22 protein-coding genes are annotated in these 16754 nt (G+C 42.5%); 12 read left to right on the forward strand and 10 right to left on the reverse strand.

Going from position 1 to position 16754, the window contains the following annotated elements; genetic code table 11:
* Positions 1-6: 6 nt before the first annotated feature.
* Genes H6G96_RS18955 through ndhC form a run of 3 tightly spaced genes read right to left on the reverse strand, consistent with a single transcriptional unit; the run spans position 7 to position 1620 of the window.
* Positions 7-537, reverse strand: coding sequence for an NAD(P)H-quinone oxidoreductase subunit J (locus H6G96_RS18955; RefSeq protein WP_190912881.1), 531 nt, complete (start codon positions 535-537; stop codon positions 7-9).
* On the reverse strand, positions 530-1267 hold the full coding sequence (ndhK, locus tag H6G96_RS18960; RefSeq protein WP_190912882.1) for a photosynthetic/respiratory NAD(P)H-quinone oxidoreductase subunit K: 738 nt from the start codon (positions 1265-1267) through the stop codon (positions 530-532). The genes H6G96_RS18955 and ndhK overlap by 8 nt, the downstream gene beginning before the upstream one ends.
* Entirely contained in the window at positions 1258-1620 is a 363-nt protein-coding gene (ndhC, locus tag H6G96_RS18965; protein ID WP_100899269.1) for a photosynthetic/respiratory NAD(P)H-quinone oxidoreductase subunit C, read from the reverse strand. The genes ndhK and ndhC overlap by 10 nt, the downstream gene beginning before the upstream one ends.
* Positions 1621-1945: 325 nt before the next feature.
* Here ndhC and H6G96_RS18970 point away from each other — a divergent pair, with 325 nt between their 5' ends.
* The 6 genes from H6G96_RS18970 to H6G96_RS18995 all read left to right on the forward strand — a co-directional run bounded on the left by H6G96_RS18970 (position 1946) and on the right by H6G96_RS18995 (position 4664).
* Positions 1946-2281, forward strand: coding sequence for a rubredoxin (locus H6G96_RS18970; RefSeq protein WP_190912883.1), 336 nt, complete (start codon positions 1946-1948; stop codon positions 2279-2281).
* Positions 2282-2747: 466 nt separating this feature from the next.
* Complete coding sequence (locus H6G96_RS18975; protein ID WP_190912884.1) at positions 2748-3767, forward strand: photosynthesis system II assembly factor Ycf48; 1020 nt, start codon at positions 2748-2750, stop codon at positions 3765-3767.
* 180 nt (positions 3768-3947) lie between these two features.
* Complete coding sequence (psbE, locus tag H6G96_RS18980) at positions 3948-4196, forward strand: cytochrome b559 subunit alpha (RefSeq protein WP_094348030.1); 249 nt, start codon at positions 3948-3950, stop codon at positions 4194-4196.
* A 9-nt stretch (positions 4197-4205) separates the two neighbouring features.
* The gene (gene psbF / locus H6G96_RS18985; RefSeq protein ID WP_015115279.1) at positions 4206-4343 is read left to right on the forward strand and encodes a cytochrome b559 subunit beta; all 138 of its coding nucleotides are present in this window, start codon (positions 4206-4208) and stop codon (positions 4341-4343) included.
* Positions 4344-4351: 8 nt separating this feature from the next.
* Positions 4352-4474: a photosystem II reaction center protein L gene (locus tag H6G96_RS18990; RefSeq protein WP_012411802.1), complete on the forward strand. Its 123-nt coding sequence runs from the start codon at positions 4352-4354 to the stop codon at positions 4472-4474.
* Between the two features lie 70 nt (positions 4475-4544).
* Positions 4545-4664 (forward strand): photosystem II reaction center protein J, encoded by a 120-nt coding sequence (locus H6G96_RS18995; protein WP_012411803.1) that lies wholly within the window; start codon positions 4545-4547, stop codon positions 4662-4664.
* Between the two features lie 250 nt (positions 4665-4914).
* Here H6G96_RS18995 and psaI read toward each other — a convergent pair whose 3' ends face one another.
* Together psaI and H6G96_RS41460 are read right to left on the reverse strand one after the other, a co-directional pair.
* The gene (gene psaI / locus H6G96_RS19000) at positions 4915-5025 is read right to left on the reverse strand and encodes a photosystem I reaction center subunit VIII (RefSeq protein ID WP_190729084.1); all 111 of its coding nucleotides are present in this window, start codon (positions 5023-5025) and stop codon (positions 4915-4917) included.
* Positions 5026-5217: 192 nt separating this feature from the next.
* Positions 5218-8196, reverse strand: coding sequence for a hypothetical protein (locus H6G96_RS41460; RefSeq protein ID WP_242063321.1), 2979 nt, complete (start codon positions 8194-8196; stop codon positions 5218-5220).
* A gap of 576 nt (positions 8197-8772) precedes the next feature.
* Between H6G96_RS41460 and H6G96_RS19010 the strand changes: the two genes are divergently transcribed.
* Positions 8773-8970, forward strand: coding sequence for a hypothetical protein (locus tag H6G96_RS19010; protein WP_190729085.1), 198 nt, complete (start codon positions 8773-8775; stop codon positions 8968-8970).
* Between the two features lie 81 nt (positions 8971-9051).
* A complete protein-coding gene (locus H6G96_RS19015; protein WP_190729086.1) occupies positions 9052-9531 on the forward strand; it encodes a Tic20 family protein in 480 nt (159 codons plus the stop codon).
* A 3-nt stretch (positions 9532-9534) separates the two neighbouring features.
* On the opposite strand, the gene H6G96_RS19020 is transcribed toward H6G96_RS19015, so the two are convergent.
* Positions 9535-10308 (reverse strand): fumarylacetoacetate hydrolase family protein, encoded by a 774-nt coding sequence (locus tag H6G96_RS19020; RefSeq protein WP_190912885.1) that lies wholly within the window; start codon positions 10306-10308, stop codon positions 9535-9537.
* Positions 10309-10688: 380 nt separating this feature from the next.
* Between H6G96_RS19020 and rpsF the strand changes: the two genes are divergently transcribed.
* Positions 10689-11039 (forward strand): 30S ribosomal protein S6, encoded by a 351-nt coding sequence (rpsF, locus tag H6G96_RS19025; protein WP_190912886.1) that lies wholly within the window; start codon positions 10689-10691, stop codon positions 11037-11039.
* Between the two features lie 205 nt (positions 11040-11244).
* Positions 11245-11805 (forward strand): Npun_F5560 family protein, encoded by a 561-nt coding sequence (locus H6G96_RS19030; protein WP_190912887.1) that lies wholly within the window; start codon positions 11245-11247, stop codon positions 11803-11805.
* Positions 11806-12160: 355 nt separating this feature from the next.
* Here H6G96_RS19030 and H6G96_RS19035 read toward each other — a convergent pair whose 3' ends face one another.
* Positions 12161-12514: an STAS domain-containing protein gene (locus tag H6G96_RS19035; protein ID WP_190912888.1), complete on the reverse strand. Its 354-nt coding sequence runs from the start codon at positions 12512-12514 to the stop codon at positions 12161-12163.
* Positions 12515-13002: 488 nt separating this feature from the next.
* Here H6G96_RS19035 and H6G96_RS19040 point away from each other — a divergent pair, with 488 nt between their 5' ends.
* Entirely contained in the window at positions 13003-13632 is a 630-nt protein-coding gene (locus H6G96_RS19040) for a DedA family protein (RefSeq protein ID WP_190729091.1), read from the forward strand.
* 81 nt (positions 13633-13713) lie between these two features.
* Here the strand turns inward: H6G96_RS19040 and H6G96_RS19045 are convergent, their stop codons facing one another.
* Positions 13714-14916, reverse strand: coding sequence for an argininosuccinate synthase (locus H6G96_RS19045; protein ID WP_190912889.1), 1203 nt, complete (start codon positions 14914-14916; stop codon positions 13714-13716).
* A gap of 551 nt (positions 14917-15467) precedes the next feature.
* On the reverse strand, positions 15468-15740 hold the full coding sequence (locus H6G96_RS19050; protein ID WP_190729093.1) for a hypothetical protein: 273 nt from the start codon (positions 15738-15740) through the stop codon (positions 15468-15470).
* Between H6G96_RS19050 and H6G96_RS42415 the strand changes: the two genes are divergently transcribed.
* On the forward strand, positions 15733-15861 hold the full coding sequence (locus H6G96_RS42415) for a hypothetical protein (RefSeq protein ID WP_277932935.1): 129 nt from the start codon (positions 15733-15735) through the stop codon (positions 15859-15861). The two genes, H6G96_RS19050 and H6G96_RS42415, sit on opposite strands and share 8 nt — an antisense overlap.
* Positions 15862-16043: 182 nt before the next feature.
* Here H6G96_RS42415 and H6G96_RS19055 read toward each other — a convergent pair whose 3' ends face one another.
* Entirely contained in the window at positions 16044-16529 is a 486-nt protein-coding gene (locus H6G96_RS19055) for a PEP-CTERM sorting domain-containing protein (protein ID WP_190912890.1), read from the reverse strand.
* Positions 16530-16754: the final 225 nt, after the last annotated feature.

Consider the following 16754-nt stretch of genomic DNA (forward strand, 5'->3'; position numbering starts at 1 on the left):
GGCACTTTAATAAGCGTCTTGCAACTCGTAGAAATCAGGCGAGATGTAATCCTTCCGCAAAGGCCAACCTACCCAATCTTCCGGCATCAAAATCCGCTTGAGATTTGGGTGTCCTTCGTAGATAATGCCGTACATATCGTAAGACTCGCGCTCTTGCCAATCTGCGGTTTTCCAAATCCAGTACAGAGATGGGACTACGGGGTTTTCTCGTGGTAAAAACACTTTAACCCTGACTTCTTCGGGGCGATCGCTATTATCACCCACTTTAATCAAGTGATACACACTCACTAATTCCTGTCCTGGCCCAAGGTCAACGCCACCTTGGAACTGGAGATAATTAAAACCGTAGGCATAAAGGGCTGTAGCGGTAGGAAGCAAGAAATCTGCCGCCACCTTAATTATCTCTACACCATTCTTATCCGGTGCTAAAAACTCATGGTCAAAGCCATTTTCCGTCAACCACTGGGAAACTTTACCCGCTTGTACCAATGACTCTTCTTTCTCTGCTGGTACTGGTTTAGATTCTTCTTCAGCCACGGGTTTGTTCCTCCTTTTGCGCCTTTTCTGTCAGCAGTGCAGGTGGTATCGGCATACCGATCGCTTCTGCCAATTCCTTTGGTGGTGCAGAGCGAGTTGCTGATTGCAAATACTTACCAGTTAAGATTTCCTCTACTGGCTTCAGGTTATGAGTCGTGCTGTAGTAGCGGTGGGTTTGCTTAATTTTATCCCGCTCTTGCATCGATTCATTAGAGATTTTCTTCCGCAGCTTAATAATTGCGTCGATAATTGCTTCTGGACGGGGAGGACAACCAGGCAAATACACATCCACAGGAATTAGTTTATCGACTCCGCGCACTGCCGTGGTAGAGTCGGCGCTGAACATACCACCAGTAATTGTGCAAGCACCCATCGCAATTACATACTTTGGCTCTGGCATTTGTTCATAAAGACGCACCAGTTGGGGAGCCATCTTCATTGTAATAGTCCCTGCCGTAATAATTAAATCGGCTTGCCGGGGGCTAGAACGGGGAATTAGTCCAAAACGGTCAAAGTCAAATCGTGAACCAATTAAAGCTGCGAACTCAATAAAGCAGCAAGCAGTACCAAATAGTAACGGCCACAGACTAGAAAGCCGCGCCCAGTCGTAGAGGTCATCAACCGTCGTCAGAATGACGTTTTCTGAAAGGTCTTGAGTGATTGTAGTCCGCTCAATGGGGTTGATGATTCGTTCTTTGCCCTGAGTTGTTAAGTTAGAATTCAAGACCATTCCAAAGCTCCTTTACGCCACGCGTAAACTAAAGCGACTACAAGAATTGCAATAAAGACTAGCGCTTCAATAAATGCTAATAGCCCTAAACGGTGGAAAGCTACCGCCCAAGGATACAAGAAAACAGTCTCCACATCAAAGACGACGAAGACCAGAGCAAACATGTAGTAGCGGATGTTGAACTGAATCCAGGCTCCCCCGATGGGTTCCATGCCAGATTCATAGGTGGTGTGCCGTTCTGGACTGTAACCACTGGGTCGTAGGAGCTTGGAAGCTGAGAGCGCTAAGGCAGGAACTAGGCTACAGACTATGAAGAAGCCTAGAAGGTACTCGTAACCGCTGAGGACAAACACAATGAGTATCTACCGCTTATGGAGTATTTTAAGTGAGGTGTAGGGAGTTAGGAGTTAGGAGTTATGAGTTATGAGTTAGGAGTTATGAGTTAGGAGTTTTATCTCCCTCCTGCCTCAATGCCCAATCCCCAATGCCCAATTCCCAATGCCCAATCCCCTAACTGCGTAACTTTCTTTTACATTATATCTGTTTGGTTTTTCCGAAATCTGGGAAACAGATACACTTCAAGTATTTAATTAGCTTTTGATAGTGATAGAAAAGCCTAACAATTATGTCATAATTTGTAACGTATATTTCAGATTTCTCCTCTGCGAGGCCCTAGCCATGAGCGAACCAGCTGTTGAGACTCCGGTGTTAGACCGCTACGAGTGTCGAGCCTGCGGTTATGTTTACGAACCTGAGAAGGGAGACGACACGCATGATATTCCTTCTGGGACAACCTTTGCAGAACTGCCCGTAAATTGGCGCTGTCCAGTTTGTAGTGCTAAAAAAACCGCTTTTGCCAATATCGGCCCTGCGGGTACTGCGTCCGGCTTCAAAGAAAATCTCGGTTACGGTTTGGGTGTTAACAACCTAACGCCAACCCAAAAGAGTATCCTAATTTTTGGTGCTTTGGCTCTTGGCTTCTTGTTTTTTATTAGTCTCTACGGCTTACAATAACAGCCGTTATCTCAGAAACAGCGAGTAGTGAGTAGGGAAAGAGATTTTCTTTCTTGGTTGTGTGATTATAATCACACAATTATATCATTTTACTTATTCCCTAGAGCGTTTAATTAAGCTAAGAAATGCTCACTTTTGCTTACATTGATTAACAGTGGAATCTCTGATAAAATATCAGAAATTCAGGTGAGAATCCGTAACGTCAAGCAACCTCTAGACTTACTGATAAGTTGCCTCTGAGATGTTACAGCAAGTAATCGCAAATATGTTGCTTCTCAAAGCAAGAATCACGCTAGAAGCAAACAAGTAAGAATGCATGGAACTTGTTTTTATGCATCGATTGATACACTCTTGTTGAGATTAATCTGCTCAACTTATGTATTTGTTAGCAAATGTTAGCAAAAAAGTATCAGTAAACCTTTTAGAGAACAGCTACAGAAATTTAGAAACAAGTTAAGAAATACTAATGCATTCAATTGTGAAAGGTTGGCAACGAATAGCTACCTTGTTGATAGTAGTCCTAATGTGTATAGGTTGTAGCAGAGTTCCTTCTGTGAGCTACAACCCTTGGAAAGTCATTTCTGTGCCAACAGACTCGAATCTTTTGGATATTGCTTTTACTAATAACCCTGAGCATGGCTACTTAGTAGGTAGCAATGCCACCCTATTGGAAACCAATGACGGTGGTGATACCTGGAAACCAATAACACTGCAACTGGATGAGCAAAAGTATCGCTTTGACTCGGTAAGTTTTGCAGGAAAAGAAGGCTGGATTGCCGGAGAACCTGGACTGTTGCTGCACACTACTGATGAAGGTGCTTCTTGGTCGCGTATTCCCCTGAGTGAAAAGCTACCAGGTAGCCCGATCGCAGTTAAGGCACTAGCAGACAATACAGCTGAAATGGCTACTGATGTAGGAGCCATATATAAAACCACAGACGGCGGCAAAAACTGGAAAGCCCAGGTAGAATCAGCAGTCGGTGTGGTGCGTAACTTAGAACGTTCTCCTGATGGCAAATATGTTGCCGTTTCCGCTAAGGGTAGTTTCTACTCGACTTGGGAACCTGGACAAGATTCTTGGGTACCCCATAACCGCAATAGTTCTCGGCGGGTAGAAAACATGGGTTTTGCTGAGAATGGGCAATTATGGTTACTAGCTAGGGGAGGTCAAATTCAGTTTAGTGACCCAACTAAACCTGAAGAATGGCAAGAGGCAAAATATCCAGAGTTATCCACCAGTTGGGGTTTACTGGATTTGGCATATCGCACACCCGATGAAATTTGGATAGGTGGCGGTAGTGGCAATTTGCTACGGAGTGGCGATGGTGGCAAAACCTGGGAAAAAGACCGTGAGGTAGAAGAAGTTGCTGCTAATTTGTATAAGATTGTGTTCTTAGAGCCAGAGCGGGGATTTATAATTGGCGATCGCGGCGTTTTGCTCAAATATCTACCAAACCCTGAAACAACCTCTCCAGAAGCCGCTTAGTGGGAAAGGGGGGAGTAGGGAGTAGGGGAAGAAGCAAGGGAGAATTATTCCCCTCTGCCTCTTCTCAATGCCCCATGCCCAACGTACAATTTCTGAGAAGAACTTTGCAACTTGTAACTCTTTCTTAACTTTGTAGGATAATAAACTCAATAACACTCTATGTATAAGGTAGGGATCTAAATGTCAGGTACCACTGGAGAACGTCCGTTTTCGGACATTATTACTAGCGTTCGTTACTGGGTAATTCACAGCATCACCATTCCGGCATTATTTATTGCCGGTTGGCTATTTGTCAGCACCGGACTGGCTTATGATGCTTTTGGTACACCCCGCCCTAACGAGTATTTCACACCAGCGCGGCAGGAAGTGCCCATTGTGAAGAACCGTTTTGAAGCTAAAAAACAAGTTGAAGAATTTATTGGAAAGTAGTTTGAGATCATGACTAGCGGAAACAACATCAATCAACCAGTTACCTATCCAATTTTTACCGTTAGATGGCTGGCAGTACACACCTTAGGTGTACCAACTGTATTCTTTTTAGGCGCGATCGCCGCAATGCAATTTATTCAACGTTAGGAGCAATTATGGTAGAAAGATCGCCCAATCCCAATAATCAACCGGTTGAACTAAACCGGACTTCGCTATACCTAGGACTACTACTAGTTTTCGTGCTGGGGATTTTGTTTTCCAGTTACTTCTTCAACTAAGTAGAAGTCCTGTTGTTAATCTTTGTTTATTGAACCTGTGTTGATTAGTTGTTAAGGGAGGAGAGAAGCTGTGTCTGGAAGTGGGAGAATTCCCCTGTGGGTCGTCGCTACGATCGCAGGTTTAGGTATAATTACAGTCTTGGGCATTTTCTTTTATGGTGCCTACGCCGGACTCGGTTCTTCGATTTAACATGAGTTAGTTTGAACCGAATACCATAAGTTAGAATTTTCTAGCATTTGTTGAGAAATCAACCTTAAAAAAACCGCCTGTCTCCATGAGATAGGCGGTATTAATTTTGGTCAATAGTCATTTGTTTTACCCTACGGGTACTCCATTGGAGAACTCGTTCGCGTAGCGTCTCCATCAGGAGAAGAGTAGCCGCTGGTGCGTCTATGTCATTTGCAAATAAATAACTGATGACCAATGACCCATGACTAGATCAACCAATATCGTCTCTTTCAATGTATAAAAAGAAAAACGCGAAGGTCACAGCTGGGAAAACCAAACCAACGAGCGGAACTAAGATAGAAGGTATAAAGGAAGCTGCCATAGTAAAGGTTCCTGTTAAATAACACTACAATTCAAAATGAGCTTACTGCAAATCCTGCCAAGATTTTTGAAATTCTAAAGATTTTTAACACAGCCCATCTTGGGAGATTGGAGAGCAGGAGGCAGGGGGAAGGGGACAGAGGGGAAAGAGGTAATGTTATTCTCCCCAATTTCCAATTCCCAATTCCCTGAATTACATACCCAATAGCTCATCTAGTTGCAAGCTTGGCAAGTCTGGAGGAATCACAGTTCGCACTATTGTGACTTTATGACTCTCCTGTTGAGTTGTCAAATCAAGTGCGATCGCTTCCAAGCGAATTTCCAAACAGCCAAAGGGAATGTTTAATTGGGTCATTACTTCCAATCCTCCCAAAGCGTTAGGTAGCAAATTTGTCAGTAAATGCGGTCCCTCTAGTAACCAACGAGTTTGATAATCTTCAACCCATAACTTGACAACAACTTGGGGAGGTACTTCAGGTAGTACTACGCGCACTATGATGAACTTGCCAGCGATTAGTTCGCCGTCTGGTAAATACAGTTGTGGAATTGGCAAAGGCTCAATAGTTGCCGTAGTTATAAATGGTGAAGAGGATGAACCTAACAGTAATTGCTTCTCTTCTTCAAGAGAGTAATTCTTCACCCTATCGGCTTCCAGTTCATATGTATCATCTACAACGATTTCTTGCGCCAACCAAGCTGACGCTATATTAATTTTTATCGGAGGAGGGGGAGGCGGTATTTGTGTAACCACCATTGAGAGTGTTGGTTCGGATACTTTTTCTACTTCCGTATCTTCCCCTATTTCTAGATCAGCTTCCTTTGCTGTATCTGCATCTTCCGCAAAATTCTTAAGATCAAAAACCGACTCTTGAACTTCTTCCCATATCTCTGTATCAGCATCCACGCTTAACGGCATTACATCAACATTGGAAGTTTCAGCACTAAGAGAAAGCTGAGTCTCCTGGGCTTGAACGTATCTGTTGTAATCTTGACGTTGCAGATCATTGATCGATTCAGGCAAAGAGTATCCTTGGCTCTGCATCCACTTCCTGAGCAAGGGAGATGAGTAAAGATTACCTGTTGTAATTAATTGTTCATTTTGCTGGGCTTCTACCTCAGCAACAGATGCTTCCTGAAATTGTCTGTTTGGCTGGGCTTCTACCTCAACAATAGATTCTTCTTGGAATTGTGTGTTTGCCTGGATTTCTACCTCAGCAACAGATGCTTCCTGAAATTGTCTGTTTGGCTGGGCTTCTACCTCAACAATAGATTCTTCCTGGAATTGTTCATTTGACTGGGTTTCTACCTCAAGTGTGTTTTCATCTTCAGCTACAGTTGTGTCCAACTGTGGGAAGTTTTCAGCCGCTTGAACTTCCAATGCATCTGAAGGGACATTGTTTTTTATTTCTTCTTGTGTATTACTTGGCAAAGCTTGTAGCCGTCTCAAGTATGGAAAAGTAGTTTCCAATATTGGCATTCGACGTTGCTTGATGACCAACTGCTCCAAGTTGATGGCAGCTATAGTATTAGCATCCTTTTCCAGAAATTCCTCCTCTGTAGGGGGTTCTGCAACAACATCTGTGAGAGTGTTGCCATTGGTTTGAATAGAGGGTAGTTTCGGCAATTGAGGCGAAGTGCCTGAATTTGTTAAGTTAGATGTTCGTAGGGTGGCTTCTCGCAAAACTTGTAAGTTAATTTGCGGTGGTAGGGGTGTATTTGGGGATGGATTGAGTATTTGAGACTGGTATGTTTTTGGAATCTTGACCAGATTGAATAATTTCAAATCGATCTTCACAGGCGTCTCTGGCTCCGTCAAAGCAACAGACGAGTTCGATGGTGCTATGGAATCATTTAAAGATGTACTAGGTTTCGCTGCGGCTGTGATTGCCAGTAATTCTGTTATATCTGCTGTAATGGTGAAAGACTGGCTGGCTAACCGGATGACTTCACCAACATCGGCGAATCGACCATACAAACTGATATTTGCTAAAATTAACTTGGATTCACACTCAGCAGGAATATCAATTGAGGTATTGATGTTGAAAGGCAACTCCTGATCTGGTAAGGATTGCCGTACCTGGGTTAAGATTTCCGATTCTAGAGGCGATCGCAGTTCAATTCCTAGTTCAAGGGCTAGCAGGCTTTTGGAGAATAATGTTTCAGCCTGATCTTGAGTTGTCTTTTCTTTGAGTTCTATGTGCCCATCAATTGTAAGAGGTTGTCCCCAACGAGCAATGTAACTATCCTGACCTAAAGTTAGCAGTAATGGAAGCGGTGGTTGTGTTGCTGGAGAATCTGTAACCTTTTCATCATTGAGCAAGGCTTCAGAATCGGGTAAAGCTAAATCTATTAAATTTTGCAAAATTTGCTCTGCCGTATCACCTTTAAGCCATACAGGGCTAACAGGCTCATCGATTTCTTCCTCTGCTTCATCTGAGACAACAATGGTAGCGGGGTTGCTGTCTGTAGTAATTACCAATTTTGTAACGCTGGCTTTATCGAAGGTAATTGCGGGTTCAACTGGGGCATTATCCGAGTTCCCTTCATCTGAGACAACAATGGTAGCGGGGTTGCTGTCTGTAGTAATTACCAATTTTGTAACGCTGGCTTTATCGAAGGTAATTGCGGGTTCAACTGGGGCATTATCCGAGTTCCCTTCATCTGGGACAACAATGGTAGCGGGGTTGCTGTCTGTAGTAATTACCAATTCTGTAGCGCTGGCTTTATTGAAGGTAATTGCGGGTTCAACTGGGGCATTATCCAAGTTTTCAGAAACAGTATCTAGGTGATCAGAGGAATTTGATTCTACATTCTCCTCTGTTTTCTGGCACAATACTTGAACTTGGACACTGTGTTGCCAAGATTTACCGAGTAAATCCGACATCAAATCGCCAGTACAGCGTAACTCCCAAACTCCCGGATCGAAGTAGGTAAAGGGAATTACCACCATTAAGCCTTCTGAATTAGTACGACGCGATCGCTTGAAAATTCGTCGCTTTGGTTGAACTTCCTCGGTTGTAGAGTGAATTACCCGCACTTCCACGTGTGTATTACGAAGGTTTGAACGAGCCAAAACTCTATACTGCCCTTCCAAAATTTCAAAATTTGGCGATTCTAGGATATGCCACGAGCGAGCGCCTTGTTTCTGTATCAGAAATTGCCAGTGTTCCATTGTGAGTGATGCCCAGACCGACGAGCCGCCCAGTTATATTGTGTAATTACCTTGCTTGCAAGTTTACCCCAGTATTTTGTAAATGCATCCCTTAAATGGCTATCTAGTTAACTAAGTTTTACTTACCTTACTTCTGGCACTTTAACTAGTTGCGTCAAGGTAATTCCAATCGATCGCTGTGTTCCTTGTGCGTAAAGGTTTTGTTGTTTCCTGAATATTAATTTTGACACTCTCCAGTGCTAATTTAACAGGGACGATATGCTCAACTGATTGCGAATATTTTTGTATTATTTTTTACTGAAATGTCCATTTGCAATAGACATAACATACAATATATTAAGATTCACTTGACAATTTAATAAAAATTGTCATTGCCCACATTTTGCTACAAAGAGGTAGATGTGGCTCTTAAGTGTCCCTTGCGATCGCCTACGACGGACGCAAAGCGCTATTGCAAATCACAACACTTAATCGCGCAAAGCGCATCCAACCTACCTGAAGCGTTTGAACCGCTACAAAGCGTATCCTCACCTAAGTGAAATGTGGGTAACAATGAGGATTTACAGGAGGGATTCGATGCTAGTCATTTTAATGGACGAGCAAATCCTTGCCCCTGAGCAAGTTTGCCAGTCTTGTTTACTCGCTGACAGGAGCGGTCAACCGCGTTGGCGTGCAGGTCAACTACGTTGTGGTCAAGCCATTCACAAACTTGCTCAACAGCAGCCAGACCAGTATGAGTGTGTGATGGGTTTTCGCATCGCCCATATAGAATAGTTGAATTTGCCAGCAAGACCAAGTAACTGCGTTATCCTAAGCTCAAGTAACTATAGAAATTTAACCACAGGAGAACGCATAATGTCTTGGCGTGGGTCTACAACCGTTTCAGATCGAATTTTTGCTTCCTTGCCTTATTTGCTACCCCTAGTTGATGGTTTAGTCTTTGGCAGCTTTTTGTTAAATCAGTTTCCAGCACTACGGGTTCTGCTTGTACCACTGCAACCAGTGCTAATAATTTACGGTAGTTTAGGACAATTTGGACAAATAATTGTGTTCTTTGCCTTGTTTCTATTAGTGGTGAGAAACGAAAAAATCAGTCACTTCATTCGTTTCAACACAATGCAGGCGATTCTTTTGGACATAGTTATATTTTTGTGTTCCATACTGGTAGAAGTTTTAGGTCAGGTTCCTGGTACTGGCTTTGCAATAGAAACAGTAGCTAACACCATCTTTTTAGGCATAGTAGCAGCAGTTGCATATTCAGTCATCCAGTCAGTAAGCGGACGTTATGCGGAAATTCCGGCGATTTCCGATGCAGTATATATGCAAGTGCGTTAGAAGTTAACGGGTCGCTACGGTGTTTTCCAGGCGACCAATACCTTCAATTTCGACGCGGACGCGATCGCCTGGCTGCAATGGACTTATGCCCTCCGGCGTACCTGTAAGCACCAAATCACCGGGTAGTAGCGTCATAACCTGACTGATATAAGAAACTAGAACATCGGGGGAAAACACCATCTGATCTATACAGGCAGATTGGACTGGATTAGCATCGTCATTCACAAAAGTCTGCAATCTCGCTCCCGGATTTAATTCCCGTACAATCCAAGGCCCCAAGGGACAAAAAGTATCAAAACCTTTAGCTCGCGTCCATTGACCATCCCGTTTTTGTAAATCTCGCGCTGTTACATCATTGGCAATGGTGTAGCCCCAAATTTTACTTTGGGCTACCTCTGGTGTACATTCAAAGGCGTAATCGCCAATCACTAACGCTAACTCTCCTTCGTAGTCAACTCTTTGTGACTGGGGAGGATACTTAATTTCCCTCTCAGATGGAATGATAGACGTGGGTGGCTTGAGAAAAATTAGTGGCTCAGAAGGTACTGAAGTTCCCATTTCGGCTGCATGGTCTGCATAATTCTTACCCACCGCCACAATTTTTGAAGGAGCGCAGGGAGCCAGAATTTGGTAATTTTCTGGTGTCAAAGTTAAATCAGTGGGTTGTCCTTGTAACCAGGGCGGGGCATCTAGTATCTGCACATTGAGGGATAATTGTAGTATCCCATAGTAAATCTGTCCTTCTTGATTTTGAATTCGCACATAGCGCTGCGCCATAACCTTGATGAATATCCTTGTTATCTGCTTTTTTGTTGCTGTGAGCAAGTAGCAATCCTCAGTTAGCTTTTTAGCGAACCGATTAAGCCTTGAGCCTGAAAGCGATCGCTATAGATGCCCTTAAGGAAAAACACCCCTTGGACAAGCTAATAGCTTGAGCAATCTTGCTAAAGAAATATCGGGGTTGCCTCCCGACTTAGTTTTCGTTAGGGACATCCAAAAAATCCAAATTTTGGCGATTTGGCTAATGATTCAAATTGAAAACTGGTAAGATTATAGTTCCTTGTTGCTTCAGATGTTGATTAATACTGGCATTTTGAACTAAAACAGGTATAAATTAATATCAGCAGCCATTTTTGTCCATAAGGAGACTGAAAAATATGACTACAAGTTACGAAACAATGTACATTCTTCGCCCTGACCTGGGAGAGGAACAGGTAGAGCAAGCAATTACAAAATACCAGAATTTGCTTCGCGACCAGGGCGCTGAGGATATGCAAATTCAAAATCGTGGTAAGCGTCGTCTTGCTTATGAAATCAAAAAACACCGCGATGGCATCTACATCCAGTTAAATTACACTGCGCCTGCAACTGCGATCGCACCTTTTGAACGCGCCATGCGCTTGAGTGAAGAAGTGATTCGATATTTGACAGTTAAGCAGGAAGTCGGAGAGGAAAAACCCCCTAAAGAAGAAAAGGAAAAACCCACTAAAGTGGCAGCAACGGTCTAGCGAATAGGGAATAGGGAGAACAAGGCGGAAATACCAATCCCCATTCCCCATTCCCAATTTCCCACTCCCTATTCAATAAAATTTTGTTTTTTCTTTTTTCGTGACTTACTTGGGAATGCTAAATTAACAAATACTTGCCAAAGGTAGTACTCCCGCAGTTATACCTAAGAGTGGACAAGATTCTGAATGGGAGCTGTAAGCTACTGTGAGCCAATCTGATACACCCAATATTGAAGTTCTCTCTACGGAAGTATCGCAGCTACGACAAGAACTGCAACTTCGTGACCAATTAGTACAACAACTATCTCAAGAACTTTTCCGGCTGGTAAAGGGTAACACTAGTTTTATGCCCCAGCAGCTGGATCTTGAGCGTGATCTGAGCCAGTTACAGGCTTTGCAAGAACAACTCCAAGCTGTGGAGCAGCAGGTGGCGTTCTACCAAGAGCAGATTACAAGTCGTGACTCCGAAATTTACCAATTGCGACAGTCAGTCCAAGAACTTACTGATCGCACTCGGATGTTGGAGCAAGTAGTACAAGAGTTGCCTCAAATTTACCGTCGGAAGTTTGAGGAGCGGATGATGCCAGTGAGAGAAAAGGTAGCAATGCTACAACGGGAAAATCGCCAACTACAAGCAGAACTGCAAAGTGTGAGTTACCGTTTAGCACTCAAAACTCGCAATGCTAGTCACAGTGGCATTGATTTGCCCAATTTCCCCCGCCCAGCATCCGAAGAAACTAACATTTCAACTCCCCAGAATGCCTAAAGTTACCATTCTAGTGGAATCGAAAAGGTAATAAATTGGCATAGGAAATTAAAGTGTCTTGGGGACATCCAGGTAGTACACCAAGGCAAAAATAACAACTATGGAGTTATAAATAACGCAAAGGCTGATATTATAACCATTCCTTGCTTTACTGATTTAAGTACATGGTTTCCAGTAAGCATATTTACTGGTGTGCTATAGAGATTACCTATCTCAAAGCGATGAATTTCCTTTAACATTCTTCTCTAAACAAAAAAGAAAATCAGCCTGCTAGCACCAGACTGTTATCTTTGATAATATTGAAGAATGCAAATATTGCTTGACTCCACCATCCTTCTATAGGTAGATTTATTACTCAGCCTGCTAGCACCAGACTTTTATCTTTGACGGGGGTAAAAATGTCTTCATAAGTGGGGAAAATCTCAAACACTGAATCTAGTTGGGTGAGTTCCAAAATTAACCGTACAGGAGCTTGCACGTTGCATAGAACCAAGCGACAACCACTCTGACGTGCAGCTTTCAACCCTTTTACTAAAGGCACTAACCCAGAACTGTCCATGAAATTAACTTCTGCTAAGTCGATAACCCAGAGTTGATCAGCTTGGGGTACTACTCCAGCCATCTGTACACTCAAAGCCTTGCCGCCTTCCAAATCTATGCTTCCTTGGGGTTTAAACAAAATAACTTGAAGTTCTTGTGTGAGAATCATGACTTTAACAGGGTAATTGGAACACTTGACAAAAAATTGAAAAAGACATTAATACCTTTTCTGTTTCAACAGCAAAATCACTGTTTTACCCAGATATTTGGATAACTAGAGTAGTGCAGCTGAGAGACATTATTTCAGTATTCATGCCGTATAATTTATGATAACTTTCACCAATATAGGCATAAACGCTTAACAATTTCGGTATCAACCGTATCTTTTACGAAATGTTTATAATTCAACTGGCTATTGATAAATTTTTTATAAATACTTTTAATTTTTTTTTAATAAATATTAATTTGTAGTAATAAACTCTAAAAAATAAAATGCATAATATCAAAAGTTAATAGGTAGCATAGATTTTAATCTATGAAGTATTCAGAATTCAAAGTAATGACTCAATGGTTAAATGTAGCGGTTTGATTGACACCCCGCGCATAAACAAGCAAAGATATAATAAAAGTAAAAATTTGTAAAGACGGCGGTACGGGATGTCTTTAGAGCTGATTTCACTAGAAAATATCCAGGAAGTCGCCCACAATTACGGGTATTGGGCAATTTTTTTGGGAATTTTGCTAGAAAATTTAGGCATTCCCCTGCCTGGCGAAACCGTGACCTTAGTAGGCGGGTTTCTAGCTGGCAGCGATGAACTAAATTTTTGGCTGGTTCTCGGTGACGCAATTATGGGCGCTATCATTGGTGGTACTTGTGGTTATTGGATTGGTAGGGTTAGCGGTTGGTCTTTCCTGGTGAAAGTTGGTAGCATCTTTCGGATTTCTGAAGTGCGACTGCTGACTATTAAAGAACAATTTAGTCAAAATTCTGCCAAAGCAGTATTTTTTGGGCGCTTTTTGGCATTGTTGCGAGTTTTTGCGGCACCACTAGCTGGTATAGCCGAAATGCCCTTTGGAAAATTCTTTTTATACAACTTTTTAGGAGCAGTTGCTTGGGCTAGTTTGATGGTGACATTAGCTTTCTTTGCTGGCAGAATTGTCTCTTTAGAACAATTGGTTGCTTGGGTGGGTCAATTTGCGATCGCAGCGTTATTAATCTTAGCTGCCTTAATTATTGTGCCCCTGTGGCTAGAGTCTCGCCAAGTTAAGGGTGCAGCAGAAGAGTAAGTAGTGGAAGTGGAGAGATGAGGGAGCAGGGGAAAATGGGGGAGAAAATTTTACCTTGTCCCCCTCATCTCCCTCATCTTCCTAACCTCTAACTTGCTGTGACCAAATACGAGTTGGTAGCCCCCAAACGTAGATAAAGCCTTCAGCAGCTTTGTGGTCAAATTGGTCTTCGGCTCCGTAGGTTGCTAAATCGGGAGTATAGAGGGAATTATCGCTAGAACGTCCAACTATTATAGAGTTGCCCTTGAACAACTTGACTCGCACAGTTCCACAGACTCGCTCTTGTGTCTTTTGAATAAAGGCATCCAGTGCAACTTTGAGTGGACTGTACCACAAACCGTTGTAAACGATTTGGCTGTAAGTTTCTTCAATCCCACGTTTGTAATGGGTGACATCTGCCGTCAAAGTCAAGCTTTCTAAATCCCTATGTGCTTGAATTAGCACCAACATCGCAGGTGATTCGTAGATTTCCCGCGATTTGATCCCAACTAGACGGTTTTCTATCATATCGATCCGTCCAATACCGTGATTTCCTACCACCTGATTGAGTTCTTCAATTAGCTCAACTGGCTTTTTAGCTATACCATTGAGGGTTGTCGGAATACCACTGTGGAAACCAATTTCGATGTACTCTGGCTCGTTAGGAGTATCAGCGATCGCTTTGGTCATCTCATAAATTTCTTCTGGTGGCTCAAATGACGGATCTTCGAGTAAACCAGCTTCAATACTACGACCGAGTAAATTCTTGTCAATGCTGTAAGGAGAGGATTTTTTGACTGGTGAGGGAATACCAAACTTTTCACCATAGGCGATCGTTTCCTCACGGCTCATGCCCCATTCTCTGGCTGGTGCGAGGATCTTCAGGTTAGGGTTTAAGGCGGTAACTGAGACATCAAAGCGAACCTGATCGTTACCTTTGCCGGTGCAACCATGAGCGATCGCATCAGCACCATATTTTTCGGCTGTTTCGACTAATACCTTGGCAATCAGTGGACGAGCAAGGGCAGTTCCGAGAGGATAACGATTTTCATAAAGGGCGTTAGCTTGAATCGCTCCAAAGGCGTAATCTTTAACGAAGCTGTCTTTGACATCCGCCACAAGGGATTCACTTGCACCCGATTTCAGAGCTTTTTCTCGAACTGGTTCTAATTCATCTCCCTGGCCTAAATCTGCTGCTAAGGTAATCACCTCTTCCACACCCCACTCCTGTTTGAGGTAAGGAATGCAAACAGAGGTATCCACTCCACCAGAATATGCCAGGACAACCTTTTTGGCGCGACCCATTAATTTCTCCAGTTAGGAAAACAAAGAATGAGTCATTATTATATCTAAACTAATCCATGTATATTTTACTCATGCAACTGAATAGTGAGATTCCTTACTTCTCAAAGAAGTCAATAATCTGAGGATTGCGATCGTTTCTACACAAAGCTTTTTTATATGCGTATTTAAATTGGTTAAAAACCAACGACAAATTTACTTAATAGATAGCCCGCTTAGAATGCAGATAATTTTAAAGCGGCAATTAACAGCGATTACTTTTATCGCTGTTAATTGCCGCTTTTTGATCAATCTATACAGTTAGTTGCAGCATATTAGCAATATTGTATAAACCTACCAATTTCCTAACCGCGCTGCTGACTCAGCGCTTTCCTTATCTGACTATTTTTTCATATTTAAGGACTTAAGTCATTACCTTTGCTCTATGACAGTTTGAGATGCAGGCTTTACGACTACGCTCAGTACAAGTGACTAAATCGACGGGCGGCTATCCCGGACACCCTTTGAAGGGATGGGATTCCTACCGATTGTTTTGAGGAGTGCAGAGTTAACACTTAAGATACTTTCGGTTGCTGCCATAGAATGAGTTTCAACTCAGAGCAGTTGCAAGCCCCATTACTAATTTCTCCTTCGTGGCTAGCTAGCCAATCATAAATTTGTGCAGCTTTTGCCAATGCTACTTTTTCTGAACGATAAAGCCGGGGGGTAGGGCAGTAGGCTTGGCCATTGATATGTATAGCTGCAATCTGCCAATAGTCGCTGTCTTCACCCTCTGGTATAACGTCTAAAAATCCGCTATTGTAAGACTCGATTATTCCTATGTTCATCTACAACCATCAAACTTTAAACGAAGACCACAACAAAGCCGATACCAGCCATTTAACTGAGAAAAAGCTGGAATCGCCAGGGAATGCTGTAGCAACCCCTGTTAAGATTGTGGGTTCGTAATGGATGTAAATCTGAATTATTGGTCACTTTTTAGCTTTATTTCGTTATTGGCAGCAATAATGGCAATAAAAATAAGTTTAAAAATTTACAGGGTGGATAATTCCACCCTGTTTTAGAGAAATGCAAATCACTGCCTAACAGTTTATTCTTGATAATCTGGTTTAAGCTTTTGTACTTGATGGTCAAGAAGATGCTATCTTTTTACCCAAGAACAAACTCAACCCGAATACAGACAATCCAAGCATCAAACTTGGCTCTGGAACACTGGTATAAGTGACGGTCTGAACACCCGCAGCAGTCAAATCATTCAGATTGATAAAATTTTCGCGGTAGACATTAAAAGTGCTAGGTGTAAAATACAACCCTAACCCCGCTTGGTTAAAAATTGTTCCCGAAAAGTCGGTGAAAACTGACGCTAAAGGATCATCCGCTTCAGTATATGACTGGCCACCATATCTAGCAGAAATTTTTAAACCTTCTGCGATCGTTACTTCTTGATCATCTGCTGCTGCTTGCTCGAATGAAAAAGTGCCTATGAGAGTTTTATCGTCATTAGAAAAATTATAAGTTAGGGCTGCTGCTTGAGCAGGCATAGTCTCCCCTAACGAAAAAATCAAAGCAGTTCCTACCGTTGCAGCTGCTAACTTCTTGAAGATGGAGTCAGTCATTTTTTTCCTTCAATAAAGAACGGGTGCAAAAATACCGCAATAGTTTTATGAGACAGAGACGTGTGTTACCACGTCTCTGCAACACAAAGCTTTTGAGTTAAGTAAGTCGTGGTGAAATTTTATAAGTATGTAACAAAAAATTAAGCAGAAGAATGAGAGTCAAATTTTACACGTTGTGTACTGTAGCTTCTCTTTTCACCTCTTCTTTGAACTCCATCAATGACA

Source organism: Nostoc sp. FACHB-892 (genome assembly GCF_014698795.1).
Classification (GTDB): domain Bacteria; phylum Cyanobacteriota; class Cyanobacteriia; order Cyanobacteriales; family Nostocaceae; genus Nostoc.

What these genes read in the sequence shown, in the direction of transcription:
- H6G96_RS19010 (WP_190729085.1), top strand. Translation starts at nt 8,773, where the DNA reads ATGCTAGTCATTTTAATGGACGAGCAAATCCTTGCCCCTGAGCAAGTT.
- psbF (WP_015115279.1), top strand. Translation starts at nt 4,206, where the DNA reads ATGACTAGCGGAAACAACATCAATCAACCAGTTACCTATCCAATTTTT.
- H6G96_RS19020 (WP_190912885.1), bottom strand. Translation starts at nt 10,308, where the DNA reads ATGGCGCAGCGCTATGTGCGAATTCAAAATCAAGAAGGACAGATTTAC.
- H6G96_RS42415 (WP_277932935.1), top strand. Translation starts at nt 15,733, where the DNA reads ATGTTCATCTACAACCATCAAACTTTAAACGAAGACCACAACAAAGCC.
- H6G96_RS18970 (WP_190912883.1), top strand. Translation starts at nt 1,946, where the DNA reads ATGAGCGAACCAGCTGTTGAGACTCCGGTGTTAGACCGCTACGAGTGT.
- H6G96_RS18990 (WP_012411802.1), top strand. Translation starts at nt 4,352, where the DNA reads ATGGTAGAAAGATCGCCCAATCCCAATAATCAACCGGTTGAACTAAAC.
- psbE (WP_094348030.1), top strand. Translation starts at nt 3,948, where the DNA reads ATGTCAGGTACCACTGGAGAACGTCCGTTTTCGGACATTATTACTAGC.
- H6G96_RS19055 (WP_190912890.1), bottom strand. Translation starts at nt 16,529, where the DNA reads ATGACTGACTCCATCTTCAAGAAGTTAGCAGCTGCAACGGTAGGAACT.
- psaI (WP_190729084.1), bottom strand. Translation starts at nt 5,025, where the DNA reads ATGGCAGCTTCCTTTATACCTTCTATCTTAGTTCCGCTCGTTGGTTTG.
- H6G96_RS19050 (WP_190729093.1), bottom strand. Translation starts at nt 15,740, where the DNA reads ATGAACATAGGAATAATCGAGTCTTACAATAGCGGATTTTTAGACGTT.
- H6G96_RS19040 (WP_190729091.1), top strand. Translation starts at nt 13,003, where the DNA reads ATGTCTTTAGAGCTGATTTCACTAGAAAATATCCAGGAAGTCGCCCAC.
- H6G96_RS41460 (WP_242063321.1), bottom strand. Translation starts at nt 8,196, where the DNA reads ATGGAACACTGGCAATTTCTGATACAGAAACAAGGCGCTCGCTCGTGG.
- rpsF (WP_190912886.1), top strand. Translation starts at nt 10,689, where the DNA reads ATGACTACAAGTTACGAAACAATGTACATTCTTCGCCCTGACCTGGGA.
- H6G96_RS19035 (WP_190912888.1), bottom strand. Translation starts at nt 12,514, where the DNA reads ATGATTCTCACACAAGAACTTCAAGTTATTTTGTTTAAACCCCAAGGA.
- H6G96_RS19015 (WP_190729086.1), top strand. Translation starts at nt 9,052, where the DNA reads ATGTCTTGGCGTGGGTCTACAACCGTTTCAGATCGAATTTTTGCTTCC.
- H6G96_RS19045 (WP_190912889.1), bottom strand. Translation starts at nt 14,916, where the DNA reads ATGGGTCGCGCCAAAAAGGTTGTCCTGGCATATTCTGGTGGAGTGGAT.
- H6G96_RS18975 (WP_190912884.1), top strand. Translation starts at nt 2,748, where the DNA reads ATGCATTCAATTGTGAAAGGTTGGCAACGAATAGCTACCTTGTTGATA.
- ndhK (WP_190912882.1), bottom strand. Translation starts at nt 1,267, where the DNA reads ATGGTCTTGAATTCTAACTTAACAACTCAGGGCAAAGAACGAATCATC.